The organism is Bradyrhizobium sp. GCM10028915 (assembly GCF_042666195.1).
Classification (GTDB): Bacteria; Pseudomonadota; Alphaproteobacteria; order Rhizobiales; family Xanthobacteraceae; genus Bradyrhizobium; species Bradyrhizobium canariense_D.
The window spans coordinates 70,575-87,800 of sequence record NZ_JBHTFN010000001.1 but is presented as its reverse complement, the minus strand read 5'-3'; the positions used below and the strand labels follow the sequence as shown (position 1 = coordinate 87,800).

Here is a 17,226-nt window from a genome sequence, read left to right as displayed (position 1 = left end):
GCAATCGCCGCCGCGGCACACTTTCCGGACAAGACTCATGAATGCGCCGGTGACACGGCGGGATGCCGTCCTCGGCATCGCCGCTGCGGCCACATCATTCGCCGCCCCTACGATCCTGCGCGCGCAATCGGCGGGCCGCGTCGTCGTGGTCGGCGGCGGCTTCGGTGGTGCGGCGTGCGCCCGCGCGCTGAAGCGCGCGCAGGCAAACTTGCAAGTCATCCTGATCGAACCCAGTACCGTCTTCACTTCCTGCCCGTTCAGCAACGAGGTGATCGCGGGTCTGCGCGAGATCGACGTGCAGCAGTTTGGCTATGACAAGGTCGCCGCCGAAGGCGTCACGGTGATCAGCCAAGCCGTAACCACAATCGAGCCGCAGCTGCGCAGCGTCGTGACGGCCGATGGCGTTGCGCTGCCCTATGATCGTCTCGTCCTCTCTCCCGGCATCGACTTCCATTTCGAGGCTCTGCCCGGCTACGACGACGCCACATCAGAAAAGATGCCGCATGCCTGGAAGGCCGGTGCGCAGACGCTATTGCTGCGTGGGCAGCTGGAGGCCATGCCGGACGGCGGCACTGTCGCCATTGCCATCCCCGCCAATCCCTCGCGCTGTCCGCCGGCGCCTTACGAGCGAGCCAGCCTGATCGCGCATTACCTGAAAACGACGAAGCCGCGCTCAAAGGTCTTGATTCTCGATGCCAAGGACACTTTCTCCCAGCAGCGGCTGTTCGAGAAGGCGTGGAAGGAGCTTTACGGGGACATGATCGAACGCATCGCTCTGTCGCAAGGCGGCCGCGTGACCTCGGTCGATCCTGCGACCAGGACCATTGTCACCGAATTCGGCAATTACACCCCCGACGTCGCCAACGTCATCCCGCCGCAGCGTGCCGGACGCATCGCTGAGGTCGCGGGCGCGGCGGATGCCACCGGCTGGTGCCCGATCGATCCCGTTACCTTCGAATCGAAACTTGTCCCGAACATCCACGTCATCGGCGATGCCTGCCTCGGCGGGGGCATTCCCAAATCGGCATCCGCGGCAAGCGCACAGGGCAAGGCCTGCGCTTCCGCGATCGTGAACCTCCTTGCCGGCCGCGCACCAGAAACGCCGCGACTGACAGGCGTGTGCTACAACATTGTCGCACCCGGCTACGGCTTTTCACTCGCGGGCAATTACCAGCCCAGGGGCGACATCTTCGCCGAGGTCGAGGGCGGAGCGACCAGCCCGGCCGATGCGCCGCGCGAATTGCGCGCCCGCGAGGCGACTGAAGCCGAGCGCTGGTTTCGAGCCATCACGGCGGACACCTTTGGCTAGAACATCGGTCCATATCGCAGCGCTGATCGCCGCCAGTTGCGCCTTCGCCTGCCATGCAGGGGCCGAGGAGCTCCGGCACTACAACGTCGCCGGCGACGGCATCGCGGAATCGCTCACCGGCGCGTCCGGCGATGCCGCGCGCGGGCGCGCGCTGGTGCTCGCGCGCACGACGACCTGCATCCTGTGCCATTCCGGCCCCTTCCCGGAGACCCGGTTCCAGGGCGACCTCGCGCCTGACCTCTCGGGTGCGGGGAACCGCTGGACGGTGAGCCAGTTGCGGCTTCGACTGGTCGATGCGGCGCGCTTCAACCCGAAGACCATCATGCCGTCCTATTATCGCACCGATCACCTCGTGCGGGTCGGGCGAAACTTCGTCGGCAAACCGATCTTGTCCGCCGCCGAGATCGAGGACATCGTGGCTTTCCTTGCAACGCTTCGGGACTAGGACTGTTCATGCCGACCACGCGACGACAATTCCTGAATCTTGCCGGAAGCGTGACGTTCGCCGGGGCGATCCCGATGGTCACGCTGCGGCCGCTCGAGGCGACACCGGCGATGCTCACTGCCGCGATCCGCAACGTCGTCGGCGAAGCACCTGTCCGCACCGGCAAGGTGAAGCTCGACATTCCGCCGCTGGTCGAGAACGGCAACACGGTGCCGCTGACCGTGCGCGTCGCGAGCCCGATGACGGCGGGCGACTACGTCAAGAGCATCCACGTCTTCAACGAGAAGAACCCGCAGCCGAACATCGGCAATTTCTATCTCGGCCCCTCGTCCGGCCGCGCCCAAATCTCGACCCGGATTCGGCTCGCCGACACCCAGAAGGTGGTGGCGATCGCGCGTCTTTCCGACGACACGTTCTGGCAGGTCACGGCCGAGATCGTGGTGACGCTGGCCGCCTGCACCGAGGAGATGAATTGATGGCCGCGCTCATCAACGTTCCGGCGAAAGCCAGGCGCGGCGAAATCATCGAGATCCGCACGTTGACCTCGCACATCATGGAGACGGGCTTCCGCCATACCGCGGACGGCGCGCTGGTGCCCCGCGACATCATCACGAGTTTCACGTGCCGCTACAACGGCACCGAGATTTTTCGCGCCGATCTCTTCCCCGCGATCGCGGCCAATCCCTATCTGTCGTTCTTCACGGTCGCGAAGGAGAGCGGCAAGTTCGAGTTCGAATGGATCGGCGACAACGGCTATTTGTCCAGCGCATCGGCGTCGATCACGGTCGAATGAGTTTTTGGCGCGCGATATCGGCCGCGGCGTTCCTCGCCACGGCCCCTGCCCTGCTCGCCGGCGAGATTCCGCCGGACGCGCGCCGCTCCGGCTATTCGTTCATGGGGCCCGACACCCGCGCGATGCAGGATGACGACACCTCAAATCCCGGCATGCTGTTCGTGCTCGACGGCGAGGCGTTGTGGACGAAGAAGACCGGCAGCGCCGACAAGGCCTGTGCGGATTGCCATGGCGATGCACGCGGCAGCATGAAAGGCGTCGCGGCGCGCTATCCGGCCTTCGACAAGGCGCTGGCGCGGCCCGTCACGCTCGACCAGCGCATCAATCTGTGCCGCAGCAATCATCAACAAGCACCGGCGCTCCCCTACGAAAGCCGCGACCTGCTGGCCCTGTCCGCCTTCGTCGCGCATCAATCGCGCGGCATCACGATCACGGCCGGCGACGATCCGCAATTGAAGCCATTCGTCGAGCAGGGCCGCGACCTCTTCATGCAGCGCGAAGGGCAGCTCAACCTTGCCTGCACCAATTGCCACGACGACAATTTCAACAACCGGCTTGCCGGCGCGCCGATCACGCAGGGACAGCCGACCGGCTATCCGCTTTATCGGCTGGAATGGCAGACGCTGGGATCGCTGGAGCGCCGGCTACGCAGTTGCATGACGGGTGTCCGCGCCCAGGCCTATGATTTCGGCGCGCCCGAGCTGGTCGCGCTCGAACTCTATCTGATGTCGCGAGCGCATGGCTTGCCGATGGAAACGCCGGCCGTGCGGCCCTGAATTCCACAGATTAGGACTAGGCAGACGCGCAACGGCCGCTAGTATCCGCCCAAATTGAGTCACAGGGAGGGACCTCAAGTGGTCAACCACAAAATCTCGCGTCGTACGCTATTGACCGGCACTGCCGCAGCTGGCGCGCTCAGCCTGACGGGATTGCCGGCGCGCGCCGAGGTGAACTGGAAGAAATACGCAGGGACCAAGCTCGAGGTGATCCTTGCCAAGGGCCCCCGCGGCGACAACCTGCAAAAATACGTCAAGGAGTTCACCGAACTCACCGGCATACAGGTCGAAGCGGAGCAGATTCCCGAGCAGCAGCAGCGCCAGAAGGTGGTGATCGAGTTCACCTCGGGCCGTCCGAGCTTCGACGTCGTCCATCTCAGCTACCACGTGCAGAAGCGGCAGTTCGAGAAGGCCGGCTGGCTCGCCGACTTGACGCCCTTCATGAAGGACCCGGCGCTCACCGCGGCCGATCTCGTCGAGGGCGACTTCTCGGCAGCCGGCCTGCAATACGCCAGGAACGACAAGGGCCAGATGCTGTCGCTGCCGTGGTCGGTCGATTATTTCATCCTCTACTACAACAAGGAGCTGTTCGAGAAGAAGGGCGTCACCGTTCCCAAGACCCTCGACGAGATGGCTGCGGCGGCCGAGAAGCTCACCGATACCAAGGAAGGGATCTACGGCTTTGTCGGGCGCGGCTTACGCAACGCCAACATGGCGATGTGGAGCAACTTCTTCCTCAACTATGGCGGGGAATTCCTCGACGCCAAGGGCAACATCCTGACGGACGGTCCGGAAGCCATTGCGGCGACCAAGCTCTATCAGACGCTCCTGACGAAATCGGCACCTCCAGGCGTCGCCGGCTTCAACTGGATGGAGTCGATGGCCTCGTTCACGCAAGGCCGATCCGCGATGTGGATCGACGGCGTCGGCTGGGCGCCGCCGTTGGAAGACCCGGCCGCCTCGCGCGTCGTCGGCAAGGTCGGCTACACCGTCGTGCCCGCCGGCCCCAAGGGCCAATATTCCTCGACCTATGGCGACGGCATCGGCGTTGCCGCTGCGAGCAAGAACAAGGAAGCCGCCTATCTGCTCTGCCAATGGGTGGTCTCGAAAACCCAGGGCGCGCGGCTGCTGCAGGCCGGCGGCGGCGTGCCGTTCCGCAACTCCATCCTTGGCGATCCCGAGGTCCAGAAGGGCGTCAAGACCAAGGAATGGCTGCAATCGGTGATCGATTCCGGCAAGATCAGCAAGCTGGGCCTGCCCGTCGTTATTCCCGTCGCCGAATTCCGCGATATCGTCGGCGCCGCGGTCACTGCGACCTTGTCCGGCGCCGATCCTGCCGCCGAGCTGAAGAAGGCCAACGATCAGTACCGGCCGATCCTGGAGCGTAGCGAGAAGGCGTGAGTGCGTTGACACAATCGACTCCGGGCGCGGCACAGTCTGAAGCCGCGCCGGAGAAGGAGTTGCGGCCGCCGTCCTACTGGCCGTTCGTGGTCCCGGCGCTGGTCGTCGTGATCGCGATCATCATCTTTCCGTGGGTCTTCACGATCTGGATGAGCCTGAACGAGTGGAAGGTCGGCTCCTCGACCACCTTCGTTGGCTTGTCCAATTATCTGCGGCTGACGAGCGATCCCCGCTTCATCGAGGCCGTCGGGCACACACTGGTCTACACCATACTGTCCGTGCTGCTGCCGCTCGTGCTCGGCACGTTTGCGGCCGTAGTGTTTCACCAGAAATTCCCTGGCCGCGGCTTTCTGCGCGGCGTCTTCATCATGCCGATGATGGCGACGCCGGTGGCGATCGCGCTGGTCTGGACCATGATGTTCCACCCGCAGCTCGGCGTACTGAACTATCTGCTGTCACTGGTCGGAATCCCCGCGCAGCTCTGGGTATTCCATCCCGCGACCGTCATTCCCTCGCTGGTGCTGGTCGAGACCTGGCAATGGACGCCGCTGGTCATGCTGATCGTACTCGGCGGCCTGGCAGCGATCCCGACCGAGCCTTACGAAAGTGCACAGATCGACGGCGCCAGCATCTGGCAGGTGTTCCGCTTCATCACCCTGCCGCTGATCATGCCGTTCCTGTTCATCGCCGGCATGATCCGCATGATCGATGCCGTGAAGAGCTTCGACATCATTTTCGCGATCACGCAGGGCGGTCCGGGATCGGCGTCGGAGACGATCAACATCTATCTCTACAGCGTCGCCTTCTCCTATTACGACCTCGGCTACGGCTCGGCGATCGCGGTCGTGTTCTTCCTGCTGATCGTTCTGCTCGCGGCGGTGATGCTTTATGCACGCCAACGCATGCTGTGGACCGAGATCGCGAGCGGCACATGAGTCCAAGGCAAATCATCGGCAAGATCGGCCTGTGGTTCTCGGTGTTCCTCATCGTGTCGCCGGCGATCCTGTTCTTTCTCTGGATGCTGTCGCTGTCGCTCAAATTCGAGATCGACAACGCCGCATACCCGCCGGTGTTCTTTCCCGAGCATGTCGCCTGGAAAAACTATGCCGACGTGCTCGCCTCCAACCGCTTTCTGACCTATTTCATCAACAGCCTGATCGTCACCGGCAGTGCGACGCTGCTTGCCCTGCTCGTCGGCGTTCCCGCCGGCTACGGCATCGCACGCATGGCCGCGCATAAATCCGCGATCGTGATCCTGATCGCCCGCATCACGCCGGGCCTGTCCTATCTGATCCCGCTGTTTCTCATGTTCCAGTGGCTGGGACTGCTCGGCACGCTGGTGCCGCAGATCATCATCCACCTCGTGGTCACGGTGCCGATCGTGATCTGGATTATGATCGGCTATTTCGAGACGACGCCAATGGAGCTGGAAGAAGCAGCCCTCATCGACGGCGCCACGCGCTGGCAGGTCTTCCGCCATGTCGCGCTGCCGATCGCCAAGCCTGGCATCGCGGTCGCTTTCATTCTCGCCGTGATCTTCTCCTGGAACAACTTTGTCTTTGGCATCGTGCTGGCCGGACGCGAGACACGCACCTTGCCAGTCGCGGTCTACAACATGATCTCGTTCGACCAATTGAGCTGGGGGCCGCTCGCGGCCGCCGCCCTGATCGTCACCCTTCCGGTGCTGCTGCTCACGGTGTTCGCCCAGCGACAGATCGTCGCCGGGCTCACCGCGGGTGCCGTCAAGGGCGGGTAGCTACTCCGCCGGTGCCGCGTGCATGTCCGCGTGCGGCATGTAGGACTCGCTCGCGCCGAGCCGGCTGGCCGCGAACAAACCGGCGGCCATCACGGCATAGGCGAACGCGACCGCGGGCGTGACGCCAAAGCCGCCGCCGATGCCGACGGCTTCGCCGTGCATGAAGCCGAAGTAGGTCAGGATCGCACCAACCAGCGCAAACGCCGAGGCCTTCTCGAAGTCGCGCTCGATGATGAAGACACCGATCGCACCCAGGATCAGGCCGCCGAGGATGGAGCCGCCGCCCATCACTTCGAGTCCGTGATAGAACACGCCCTGCTGAGGCAGTGCTGCGATCGCCGCAGCCTTGACCGCGTCGGCCTTGTCGGCGGCCATTCCGCCGACGGTCGCAGCCGCGTTCATGGTCGAGCCCAGCATGGTGTCGATCTGGAGCTTGGCCCAGGCGGCCAGATGCGGCGTCAGCGCCAGCACGATCGCGGGCGCGTGCTTGACCGGCGTGGTCTGGAACGCCTGCGCGCCGATCAGCATGCCGATATAGAGCAGGATGGGCGAGATCGCGACGACCGGGACCAGCGCCAGCAGCACCGAGATGATGCCGAACCAAGCCAGCACCACCACCATGATGCCGGTCGCAGCCGAGTAACCAATGCGGCCGCCCATCGCCTTCCAGCCGGGATGGCCGATATAGACGGCGTTGATGAAGGGATTGCCCATCAGGCAGCCAATCAGGCTGACGATTCCGTCGGCGGTGAGCACGCGCGTGGTCGGATATTCGTCGCCGGCGGCCTCCGCGCTCTCGACATTGTCCATGGCCTCGACGAGATCATAGATGCCGAACGGAATGGCGGTAACCAGAATGATTCCGAGGAATTCGAAACCGGAGAAGACGTAGCCTACCGCCGGGATCGGCACCGAGAAGCCGAAATTGGCAAAGGCATCACCGACGCCTTTGACGCTCAGTCCACCGAGACCGAGGCCGAACAGGTTCGAACCCCATGCGATGACCATGCCCACCGCGATCGCGACGAGACCGGCGGGAATGCCGCGCCAATATTTCACGCCACCGAACCAGCTCACCAGAATGATGGCGAAGCAGACCAGGCCGATCTGCGGCGTCATGTACATTTCGAGCGCCGGCCGCATCGAGATGAAGGTGACGGATACGCCGGCGAGCGTACCGAGCAGCGCCGCGCGCGGCGTGATTTTTCGAATGAACGGCGCGATGAAGCCGCCGATCATCAGGATGAAGCTCTGGAAGAACACCCAGACCAGGCCCGCCGACCAGCCCTTGAGCGGATCGCCGGTCTTGATCGTGATCGGCAGCATGATCACGAAGGTGACGATGAACATGTGCGGTACGCTGACGCCTGACGGTAACGCACAGACGTCGTTGCGGCCGGTCGTCTGTGCCAGACGATAAGCGAGGAACGCGTAGTAGAAGGTGGAAAGGCACATCATCAGCCCGAGTGCGGGAAGGATGCGGCCGAACACCAGTGAGTCGGGCATCTTCAACACGAAGCGCAACAGGCCTGTGAGCACCAGCATGTTGACGAGGATGTTGGTGCCGAAGCCGAAAAACGCGTTCCAGTCGCCCGGTGTCCATAGTGCTGGCTTGAACTCGGAGGTGCCGGCCGTCCCTGTCGTGCCTGTGCTCATCGTGATGCCCCTACGCTGATGTGGAAATCTTCATCGCCTCCAGAACCGCGGCTGAGCTTGCAACCCAGCCGAAGATGCCGCCCTGGGCCTTGATCATCTTCAAGCCCATCTCGTGAAATTCGGGGAAGTAGGATGCGCAGCCGTCCGAGATGACGATGCAGCGATAGCCGCGGTCGTTGGCCTCGCGCACGGTGGTGTTGACGCACACCTCGGTGGTGACGCCGCACACCAGCAGATTCTCGATGCCGTATTTCTCCAGCACGTCGGTGAGCTCGGTGGCGTAGAACGCGCCCTTGCCGGGCTTGTCGATCACGATCTCGCTGTCGAGCGGATAGAGCTCCGGGATGATGTCGTGGCCCGCCTCGCCGCGAATGAGAATGCGGCCCATAGGACCGGGGTCCCCGATGCGAAGCGATGGCGCGCCGCGCTCGACTTTCGCCGGCGGCGCGTCGGAGAGATCGGGCAGATGGCCCTCGCGCGTGTGGATCACCAGCATGCCGGTCTCCCGCGCGGCCTTCAGCACCGCACCGATCGGCTTCACCGCGCGCGCGAGCTGGCTGACGTCGTTGCCGAGCGTCTCGCCGAAGCCGCCAGGCTCCATGAAGTCGCGCTGCATGTCGATGATGAGGAGCGCGGTAGCCGACCAGTCGAGCTTGACCGGCTCCGGTTCGGCGATGATGACACCCAATGTCGGCTTGGTTGAGTTCAACATGACTCAAGGCCCCCGCGAGAACTCTCGTTGCCCGGAGTTCTGCAAGCGCCGTGCCATTGTGTACAATGGCAATCGGGCGGACAGCGCGGGAAAATTTCCTGCGCCGTCAGAATGTTATGAGGAAAGCCGGGGTCTGCTTATTCGCTGTGCGGCGGCTTTTGCGACGTGCATTTGCCCAAAGGATGAGCGACAACGAAGCTCGCTTCTACCGGGCAGTATCTCCGTACAGCCGTCGATATTCTTCCTCATACGGCGCGTAAGAATCCTTCAGCGTCGCCATGTTCAGCAGCATGGTCGCCACCACCGAATTCGTCTTGTCGAACACGCGCGTCTTCACCCAGGCGCTCTCGGTGCGTCGGCTGCCGGAGAGCGCGACGACCTCGCGCTCGACTTCGTAGTCCTCGTCCACAAACAGCGGGCCCTTCACCAGCCTGATCTCCTGGTCGGCGAACAGGCCGACGGCCGGGCCCTTGGCCGGGAGAGGATCGTCCTTGGAGCGGTACTGGAACAGCACGCTCAGCATCTCCATCGGGATGATCGCCCTGCCCCACGGATTCGCAGAAGGATTGCCGGCGCCTGAATAATACGGCGAGGTCTCGGTGATGACGGCGAGCTTCTGCCGCAGCGAGAACGGATAGAGCTCGCCCATGATCTGGTCGAACGCCATCCGCACCGCCTGGCGCCGGCTCGTCTGCGCCACCTTCACGTCGCGCAGGATCACGGGATCAGTGAGCGGCTTGAGTTCGCCAAGACGCGCCTCCAGCGCGGTTGCGGCCTGCGGTTCTCCGACCGAGGCCGTGCCACGCAGCACCTCGGTGCCGTCACGTTTGACCATCTGGATCTGGCACTGGCTGGTGCCGGGCAGCGGCTTCGACAGGATCGCCTGCACCTCCTCGCCTTCGTAACAGACGCTGCGGTAATGCGCGGAGAGACAGCCGCTCTCGAACCAGACCTGTCCCCACAAACGCGCGCCGAGCGGAGCAAACTGGCTGAAATGGGTCGGGCCCTCGATGGTGCCGCCCTTGAAGCCGAGCTTCTGCGCGGTGGCGTCGTCGTGGATCGAGGCGTGCGCGTCGTAGGTTTGGGATTGCAGCATCTGATGCGGCTGACGCCACGGCCCGATCAGAGCGCCGTCGGTCTCCGTGATCTCGGTATCGAACACTTGTGCCGTCATGGTGTCCTCCGCAAGCAAGCCATGACTAGCAGGAGCGCCACGGATGCGGCCAGCGATATTGACTTCGCCTGTGCATGCCCTTGACTGTCACAATTCGCGTCGCGCAGCCGCTCCTCCCTCCCGCAGCGCAAACCCCAAGTCGAATAAGAGCCGACCAAGAGACGAGGACTTCCGAAATGACGCTGATGCAGGTCGAGCTGGACGACAAATACCGGCTCGAATCGAAGCGGATCTTCCTGTCCGGCACGCAGGCGCTGGTCCGGTTGCCCATGTTGCAGCGCGAACGCGATCGACTTCAGGGCCTCAACACCGGCGGCTTCATCTCGGGCTATCGGGGCTCCCCGCTCGGCATGTACGACCACGCGCTGTGGCGCGCGAAGTCATACCTCCAGCAGCACGACATTGCCTTCGTCCCCGGCCTTAATGAGGACCTAGCGGCGACCGCCGTCTGGGGCAGCCAGCAGGTCGGCCTGTTTCCCGGCGCCAAGGTCGATGGCGTGTTCGGCATCTGGTACGGCAAGGGGCCCGGCGTCGATCGCTCGGTTGACGCGCTCAAGCATGCGAATGCCGCCGGCACCTCGCTGAATGGCGGCGTACTCGCGCTTGCCGGCGACGACCATGGCTGCCAATCCTCGACACTGGCACACCAGAGCGAGCAGGTCTTCGCAGCGGCGCTGATCCCCGTGATCAACCCGGCGACGCTGCAGGATTATCTCGACCTCGGCCTTTACGGTTTTGCGCTGTCGCGCTTCTCCGGCTGCTGGGTCGGCTTCAAGGCGATCAGCGAAACCGTGGAGAGTTCGGCGTCGATCTACAGTGATCCCGAACGCATCCAGATTAAGCTCCCCGACGATTTCGAGATGCCGCCCGGCGGCCTCAACATCCGCTGGCCCGATCCGCCGCTGGACGCAGAGAGGCGCCTGTTCGGCCCGAAGATGGCGGCGGTGCAGGCCTTTGCGCGCGCCAACCAGCTCGACCGCATCGTGCTCGACTCCAGGCCGGCACGGCTCGGCATCGTCGCGACCGGTAAGGCTTATCTTGATCTGCGGCAGGCGCTGGCCGATCTGGGCATTTCCGACAAGGACGCGGAGGACCTTGGCCTGCGCATCTACAAGGTCGCGATGACCTGGCCGCTGGAAGAAAGCGGGGCCAAGCGCTTCGCCGAAGGGCTTCAGGACGTGCTGGTGGTCGAGGAGAAGCGCGGTTTCATCGAAGACCAGCTGATGCGCATCCTCTACAATATCGATGCGTCCAGGCGCCCAACCGCTACCGGGAAGCGCGACGAACGCGGCGCGCCGCTATTGCCGAGCGAGGGCGAGCTGACGCCGACCATCGTTGCATCCGCACTGGTGGCGCGGCTGCGCAAGCTCGGCCACCACAGCCCAGTGCTGGAGCAGCGCCTCGCCCGGCTCGAGGCCTTCGACACTCCTGTTCCGGCCTCCGGGCAAATCAAGCTCGCGCGCACGCCGTTCTTCTGCTCGGGTTGCCCGCACAACACCTCCACGCGCGTGCCCGAGGGAAGCCGAGCCATGGCCGGCATCGGTTGCCACGGCATGGCTCTGAGCATGCCGACGCGCCGCACCGATCTGATCTCGCATATGGGCGCCGAGGGCGTGAACTGGATAGGACAAGCGCCCTTCACGACCGAGCAGCACATTTTCCAGAATCTCGGCGACGGCACCTACACCCATTCCGGGCTGCTCGCCCTTCGCGCGGCATCGGCCGCCGGCATCAGCATCACCTACAAGATCCTCTACAACGACGCCGTCGCGATGACCGGCGGCCAGCCGGCCGAGGGCGGCTTCAACGTCGCCCAGATCGCGCATCAGGTCTGGGCCGAGGGCGTCAAGCGGCTCGCGATCGTCTCGGACGATCCGACCAAATACCCTGACACCAACTACTTCCCGCAAGGCGCGACCGTCCATCATCGCCGCGAGCTCGACGCCGTGCAGCGCGAGCTGCGCGACATCCAGGGTCTTACGGTCGTGATCTACGACCAGACCTGCGCCGCGGAAAAGCGCCGCCGCCGCAAGCGCGGGCTCTATCCGGATCCCGCCAAGCGCGCTTTCATCAACGAGCTCGTCTGCGAAGGTTGCGGCGATTGCTCGCAAGCGTCGAACTGCGTCTCGGTGCAGCCGCTGGAGACCGAGTTCGGCCGCAAGCGCCAGATCGACCAGTCGAACTGCAACAAGGACTTCTCCTGCGTCGAGGGTTTTTGCCCGAGCTTCGTCACCGTGCACGGCGGCACGCTCAAGCGGATCAAGACCTCGGCGGTGGATTCAGGCCAGTTGTTTGCCGACCTGCCGCTGCCACCCGCGCGTGAGCTGGACGCATCCTACAACATCCTCGTCACCGGCATCGGCGGCACCGGCGTCATCACCATCGGCGCGCTGCTCGGCATGGCCGCCCATGTCGACGGCCGCGGCTGCTCGGCGCTGGACTTCACCGGCCTGTCGCAGAAGAACGGCGCGGTGATGAGCCATGTGCGCATCGCCGCGAAGCCGGAAGACATCTCCGCGGTCCGGATCACGACGGGCGGCGCCGACGTCATCCTCGGCTGCGACATGATCGTCTCGGCCGGTCCCTCCGCGCTCAGTCGCGCCGAGCGCGGAACGACGAAAGCGTATATCAACGCCGACCTGCAGCCGACCGCGAGCTTCGTGCAAAACCCCGACCTCGATTTCGAGATGGGGACGATGCAGACCGTGCTGCGCGACGCCGTCGGCGACAAGAACCTCGACATCATCGATGCCACCGGCATTGCCTCGGCACTGATGGCGATTCGATCGCGACAAATCCCTTCATGCTCGGCTTCGCCTTCCAGAAGGGCGCAATCCCGCTGTCGCTGGAAGCGCTGCTTCGCGCCATCGAGATCAACGGCGCCGCGATCGAAATGAACAAGCTCGCCTTCACCTGGGGACGCCTCGCCGCCCACGACATGTCGCGGGTGCGGAGCGTGCTGCAATTCAGGAGCCGAACCTCCGCGCCGACAAAGTCGCTCGACGACATCATCGCAACGCGCGCGGAGTTTTTGACCGGCTATCAGGACAGGGCCTACGCCGATCGCTACCTCGCCGCCGTCGCCAAGGTGCGCAAGGCGGAAGCAGCAACCTCGCCTGCTAGCACGGAGCTGACCGAGGCTGTCGCGAAAAACCTGTTCAAGCTGATGTCCTATAAGGACGAATACGAAGTCGCGCGGCTTTACACCGATGGCAGCTTCTCCAAGAAAGTCTCGGAGAAATTCGACGGCGACTTCAAGCTGAAGTTCTATCTGGCCCCGCCGATCTTCGCGCAGCGCGACAAGACGACGGGACACCTCCAGAAGAAGGAATTCGGCGGCTGGATGATTCACGCCTTCCGCCTCCTCGCCGGGCTGAAGTTCCTGCGTGGCGGCGCGTTCGACCCGTTCGGCCGCACCGAGGAGCGCCGCACCGAGCGGAAGCTGGTCGCGGATTATTTCGACATGATCGATCAGCGCATCGCCGGGCTGAAAGCGGAGCAGATCCCGCTGCTGACGAGGCTCGCGCGGCTGCCGGAGACGATCCGCGGCTTCGGGCATGTCAAGGAAGCCAACATCAAACTGGCGGCGGCGGAGAAGGCGCGGCTGGAAGCAGAACTGGAGAACAGCCGCTTTGCTGCGGCTGCGGAGTAGCGGAAGACTGGCGCCACATTCTCGGTGTCATCGCCCGCAAAGGCGGGCGATCCAGTACTCCGAGGCGGTTGTGATTAGTCCGATGGGCTGCGGCGTACTGGATGCCCCGCCTGCCGCCTACGCTAAAGCTTCGGCGCGCCCAGACTTCGACCTCGGCGAAGCCTTGGCGTAGCCGGGTCGCGGGGCATGACAGCGGTGGAAATGGCTAGACCAACGCTGTGGCCGCACTCGCCCCGGCCACACTCCCCTCCGCCAGATGCCTTCCTGCGATGTACCCGAACGTCAGTGCCGGTCCCAACGCGATCCCCGGCCCGGGACAATTGCCGTTCATGATCGAGCCCATGTCGTTGCCGCAGGCGTAGAGGCCCGCAACCGGCGTGCCGTCCTCGCGCAATACGCGCGCCTGGGCATCCACCTTCATGCCGATCGCCGTGCCGAGATCGGCCGGATAAATCCGCATCGCAAAGAACGGCGCGTAGAGGATGGGCGCGACGCAAGGGTTCGGCTTGTGGCTGATATCACCAAGGTGTCGCTGAGAGATGGTGCTGCCGCGACCGAACTCGGGATCGCGGCCGTCCTTCGCATCGGAATTGTAGTTTGCGATCGTCGCCGCGAGTATCGACGGCTTGATGCCGATCTTCGCTGCGACCTGCGCGATATCAGCGGCCTCGACCAACTCGCCGCTCGCCACATAGCGTCTGATATTGCGGGTGAACGGCTTGATGCGGCCTAGGCCGTAACTCCACAGGAACGGACGGTCGCAGATCAGATAGAACGGCCGGTCCGATTCGCCGTCACCGTCACGCAGCATCGCGAGCACGAACTCGTGGTAGGACAGCGCCTCGTTGGCGAAGCGCCGGCCGGCCGCATTGACCGCGATCACGCCGGGCTTGGCGCGGTCGGTCGCTGTATGCGGGAAAACACCACGGCTTCCATCGGCACGCCGGAACAGCGAGGCCGGCACCCAATAGGCCGGGCTCGTCGCATCCGTATTGAGCGCTGCGCCGGTTACAGTCGCGAGGCGGAGCCCGTCACCCGTGGCGGACGGGTGGGTCGCCGAGATGAATCCGGCAGCGGGTGGGAAGAAGCGCTTGCGCAAGGTTGCGTCGTGCGAAAAGCCGCCGGTCGCCAGCACCACACCGCGCCGCGCGGCGATCAGGCGATCGCGCGAGCCATGACGGATAATTACCCCGCCGACCCGTTCGCCCTGCGTGGACAGGCCTTCGACGTCCGCACTGAAGAGGATCTCGACCTGCCGGGCCAGCAGCGAGGCATACAGCCGTGCGGCGAGTGCGTTGCCAAGCTGCAGCGTCGTGCCGCGCGGGCCGCGCAGCCGCTGCCACGCATGCTCCGAAACCAGCCGCGCCGCGCGAAGAGTCGAGCGCAGCGATCTTCCGGCCCGGTGCAAATGCGGGATGTCGAGGCGGTTGACCATCATCCCGCCGAACCGCGTGAACTCCGGCAGCGGCGCGCGCAGCCGCGCGAAATGCGCGCCCAGCCGCGTGCCGTCGAAGACGACCGGCTCGAGCACGCGCCCGCCCGGCGTCGCGCCCAATCGCTCCGGATAATAGTCCGGACAGGCCTTCACCGGCTGGAGGCGCACTTGCGTGTTGGCTTCGAGATAAGCGACCGCCTCCGGCCCGCGCGCGAGGAAGGCGGCGCGGAGGCCCGCATTGGCGGGCTCGGGCACCGTGTTCGACAAATATTGCACGGCGTCCGTGACGCTGTCGGAGAGCCCCGCCTGTTTCATTTTGGCATTGGCGGGAATCCAGACCATGCCGTCGGACCATGCGGTGGTGCCGCCGACGAAGGCGGTCTTCTCGATCACCAGCACGCGCAGGCCCTCGGCGGCGGCCACCGCCGCTGCCGTCATGCCACCGGCGCCGGCGCCGACGACGATGACATCGTAGGTCTCATGCGCCGGCATCATGCGGCGGGGGTCCCGAAGCGAGGCATGACACCGTCATACCCCGCTTCGGCGCCCACACGCTAGCGGGCCGGCTTGCGCTCGACCGGATCGATGTCGATCGCCCGCAGGCGGCCGAGCCGCAGCACGTCCATCGCCAGTCGCCGGCCGATCCGGTCGCGATCGAGCACACGGATCAGATCGTCGACGCCGTTGATCTCGACGCCGTCGAGGCCGATCACGACATCGCCGGACAACAGGCCCGCCTTCGCGGCCGGCCCGTCCGGCTCGATCTGCGCCAGCAGCGCGCCCATCTTATTCTCGACGCCGGCCAGCACCGCGTGCCGCCGCGGGATCGGCGCGGTCTGGCCGGCCACGCCGATATAGGCGCGACGGACATAGCCGTGGCGGATGATCTCCGACAGCACGAATTGCGCGGTGTTGCTGGCGACCGCAAAGCAGATGCCTTGCGCGCCATTGATGATCGCGGTGTTGATGCCGATCACCTCGGCATTCGACGATACCAACGGCCCGCCCGAATTGCCGGGGTTGAGCGCGGCATCGGTCTGGATCACGTCCTCGATGGTCCGGCCACTGACCGAGCGGATCGAGCGCCCAAGCGCCGAAACAACCCCGGCGGTGACGGTCGATTCAAAGCCGAGGGGATTGCCGATCGCGATCACGAGCTGGCCGCGCCGCAAGGTCTTGGAGTTGCCGAGCGCCGCATAGGGCAAGTCCCGCACGCCGTTGGCGCGAAGCAGCGCAAGGTCAGTGTCGGGATCGACGCCGAGCACCCGGGCGTCGCCGACATGGCCCTCGACGTCGCGCAGCCGGATCTCCTTCGACGAGCCGACCACGTGGCTATTGGTGAGCACGAGCCCGTCCGGCGAGATCACGATGCCCGAGCCGAGCCCGCCGCGCTCGCGGCCGTTCGGCACCTTTGGTCCGGTCTCGACGCGCACGACCGCCGGACCGACGCGGTCGGTCACGTCGATCACGGCGTTGGAATAGGCGTCCAGCAGGGCCCGGTCATTGTCCGGAACAGCCGCTGTCGCCCGCGATGACGAACCGTCATCGGCGATGTCTGAGGTAAAATCCAACATGGTAGGAGTCCTTGAGGCTCACACAGATGGTGGCCTGCTCCTTTAGGCGCAAGGGACCCGCCCGGGGTGCAAGGCTGGACTGCCCAGGTGGCTAGGGTGCCCGTCGCAGCGTGCCCGCCCTTGCCTTGACCGGGTCCAGCAGCGACCAGTCGCCATCCGGCAGCACGTAACCCAGGGGGAACGGCGCGCGTAGCTCGAGGCCGAGCGAGCGCAGCACACGGTCGTCGCGGTAGTAGCATTGCAGCACCACGCGGACGAGCGTCGCGGCAGCCGCGCCGCCGGAACTGCGAAACTCCTGCGCCACCGCATCGCGCCTGGCCGCATCGAGCTCGGCGAACGGTTGGCCCGCGAGCCGCGCCAGATGGTCGAGCGCCGCCGCCACCAATTTGGCGTCACGCCCCAGCGTCGCCAGCATGTCAGCCTGGATCGCGGGGTCGTCGGCGCCGGGCACCTTGTACTCATCGCTGGCGGGAACGATCATCGCGGCGATAGCGCGGAGGTCGTCGCGTTGGACGCGTGTCAGTTGATTGTCTGCGGACATGT

At 64.9% G+C, this 17,226-nt stretch carries 14 protein-coding genes and 1 pseudogene; 9 read left to right on the top strand and 6 right to left on the bottom strand.

The genetic code is table 11. From position 1 onward, the window contains the following. Nucleotides 1–37: 37 nt before the first annotated feature. From ACFQX9_RS00385 to ACFQX9_RS00350, 8 genes are all read left to right on the top strand, one after another. The gene (locus ACFQX9_RS00385; protein WP_018457155.1) at nucleotides 38–1,309 is read left to right on the top strand and encodes an NAD(P)/FAD-dependent oxidoreductase; all 1,272 of its coding nucleotides are present in this window, start codon (nucleotides 38–40) and stop codon (nucleotides 1,307–1,309) included. Continuing rightward, complete coding sequence (gene soxX, locus ACFQX9_RS00380) at nucleotides 1,302–1,754, top strand: sulfur oxidation c-type cytochrome SoxX (protein ID WP_085352084.1); 453 nt, start codon at nucleotides 1,302–1,304, stop codon at nucleotides 1,752–1,754. The genes ACFQX9_RS00385 and soxX overlap by 8 nt, the downstream gene beginning before the upstream one ends. Before the next feature lie 8 nt (nucleotides 1,755–1,762). Continuing rightward, complete coding sequence (locus ACFQX9_RS00375; RefSeq protein ID WP_085352083.1) at nucleotides 1,763–2,230, top strand: SoxY-related AACIE arm protein; 468 nt, start codon at nucleotides 1,763–1,765, stop codon at nucleotides 2,228–2,230. Next, nucleotides 2,230–2,547, top strand: a complete 318-nt coding sequence (gene soxZ / locus ACFQX9_RS00370) for a thiosulfate oxidation carrier complex protein SoxZ (RefSeq protein WP_085352082.1) — start codon at nucleotides 2,230–2,232, stop codon at nucleotides 2,545–2,547. The genes ACFQX9_RS00375 and soxZ overlap by 1 nt, the downstream gene beginning before the upstream one ends. After that, the gene (gene soxA / locus ACFQX9_RS00365) at nucleotides 2,544–3,323 is read left to right on the top strand and encodes a sulfur oxidation c-type cytochrome SoxA (RefSeq protein ID WP_018457159.1); all 780 of its coding nucleotides are present in this window, start codon (nucleotides 2,544–2,546) and stop codon (nucleotides 3,321–3,323) included. Before soxZ ends, soxA begins: the two co-directional genes overlap by 4 nt. Before the next feature lie 78 nt (nucleotides 3,324–3,401). Beyond that, nucleotides 3,402–4,724 (top strand): ABC transporter substrate-binding protein, encoded by a 1,323-nt coding sequence (locus tag ACFQX9_RS00360; protein ID WP_204510553.1) that lies wholly within the window; start codon nucleotides 3,402–3,404, stop codon nucleotides 4,722–4,724. After that, nucleotides 4,721–5,659: a carbohydrate ABC transporter permease gene (locus tag ACFQX9_RS00355; protein WP_204510552.1), complete on the top strand. Its 939-nt coding sequence runs from the start codon at nucleotides 4,721–4,723 to the stop codon at nucleotides 5,657–5,659. Before ACFQX9_RS00360 ends, ACFQX9_RS00355 begins: the two co-directional genes overlap by 4 nt. Further along, entirely contained in the window at nucleotides 5,656–6,480 is an 825-nt protein-coding gene (locus ACFQX9_RS00350) for a carbohydrate ABC transporter permease (RefSeq protein ID WP_204510551.1), read from the top strand. The genes ACFQX9_RS00355 and ACFQX9_RS00350 overlap by 4 nt, the downstream gene beginning before the upstream one ends. On the opposite strand, the gene ACFQX9_RS00345 is transcribed toward ACFQX9_RS00350, so the two are convergent. The 3 genes from ACFQX9_RS00345 to ACFQX9_RS00335 form a co-directional block, all read right to left on the bottom strand. Beyond that, nucleotides 6,481–8,136 (bottom strand): regulator, encoded by a 1,656-nt coding sequence (locus ACFQX9_RS00345; RefSeq protein ID WP_377786017.1) that lies wholly within the window; start codon nucleotides 8,134–8,136, stop codon nucleotides 6,481–6,483. Between the two features lie 10 nt (nucleotides 8,137–8,146). After that, nucleotides 8,147–8,848, bottom strand: coding sequence for a cysteine hydrolase family protein (locus tag ACFQX9_RS00340; RefSeq protein WP_018457164.1), 702 nt, complete (start codon nucleotides 8,846–8,848; stop codon nucleotides 8,147–8,149). A 205-nt stretch (nucleotides 8,849–9,053) separates the two neighbouring features. Beyond that, entirely contained in the window at nucleotides 9,054–10,022 is a 969-nt protein-coding gene (locus ACFQX9_RS00335; protein WP_377786015.1) for a hypothetical protein, read from the bottom strand. Between the two features lie 176 nt (nucleotides 10,023–10,198). Here ACFQX9_RS00335 and ACFQX9_RS00330 point away from each other — a divergent pair. Then, nucleotides 10,199–13,674 (top strand): annotated as a pseudogene (locus ACFQX9_RS00330) (indolepyruvate ferredoxin oxidoreductase family protein). A 205-nt stretch (nucleotides 13,675–13,879) separates the two neighbouring features. On the opposite strand, the gene ACFQX9_RS00325 reads toward ACFQX9_RS00330, so the two are convergent. The 3 genes from ACFQX9_RS00325 to ACFQX9_RS00315 form a co-directional block, all read right to left on the bottom strand. Beyond that, nucleotides 13,880–15,604, bottom strand: coding sequence for an FAD-dependent oxidoreductase (locus tag ACFQX9_RS00325; RefSeq protein ID WP_377786013.1), 1,725 nt, complete (start codon nucleotides 15,602–15,604; stop codon nucleotides 13,880–13,882). Nucleotides 15,605–15,663: 59 nt separating this feature from the next. Beyond that, a complete protein-coding gene (locus tag ACFQX9_RS00320) occupies nucleotides 15,664–16,683 on the bottom strand; it encodes a S1C family serine protease (protein WP_377786011.1) in 1,020 nt (339 codons plus the stop codon). Nucleotides 16,684–16,774: 91 nt separating this feature from the next. After that, nucleotides 16,775–17,224 (bottom strand): hypothetical protein, encoded by a 450-nt coding sequence (locus tag ACFQX9_RS00315; protein WP_377786009.1) that lies wholly within the window; start codon nucleotides 17,222–17,224, stop codon nucleotides 16,775–16,777. Nucleotides 17,225–17,226 lie beyond the last annotated feature (2 nt).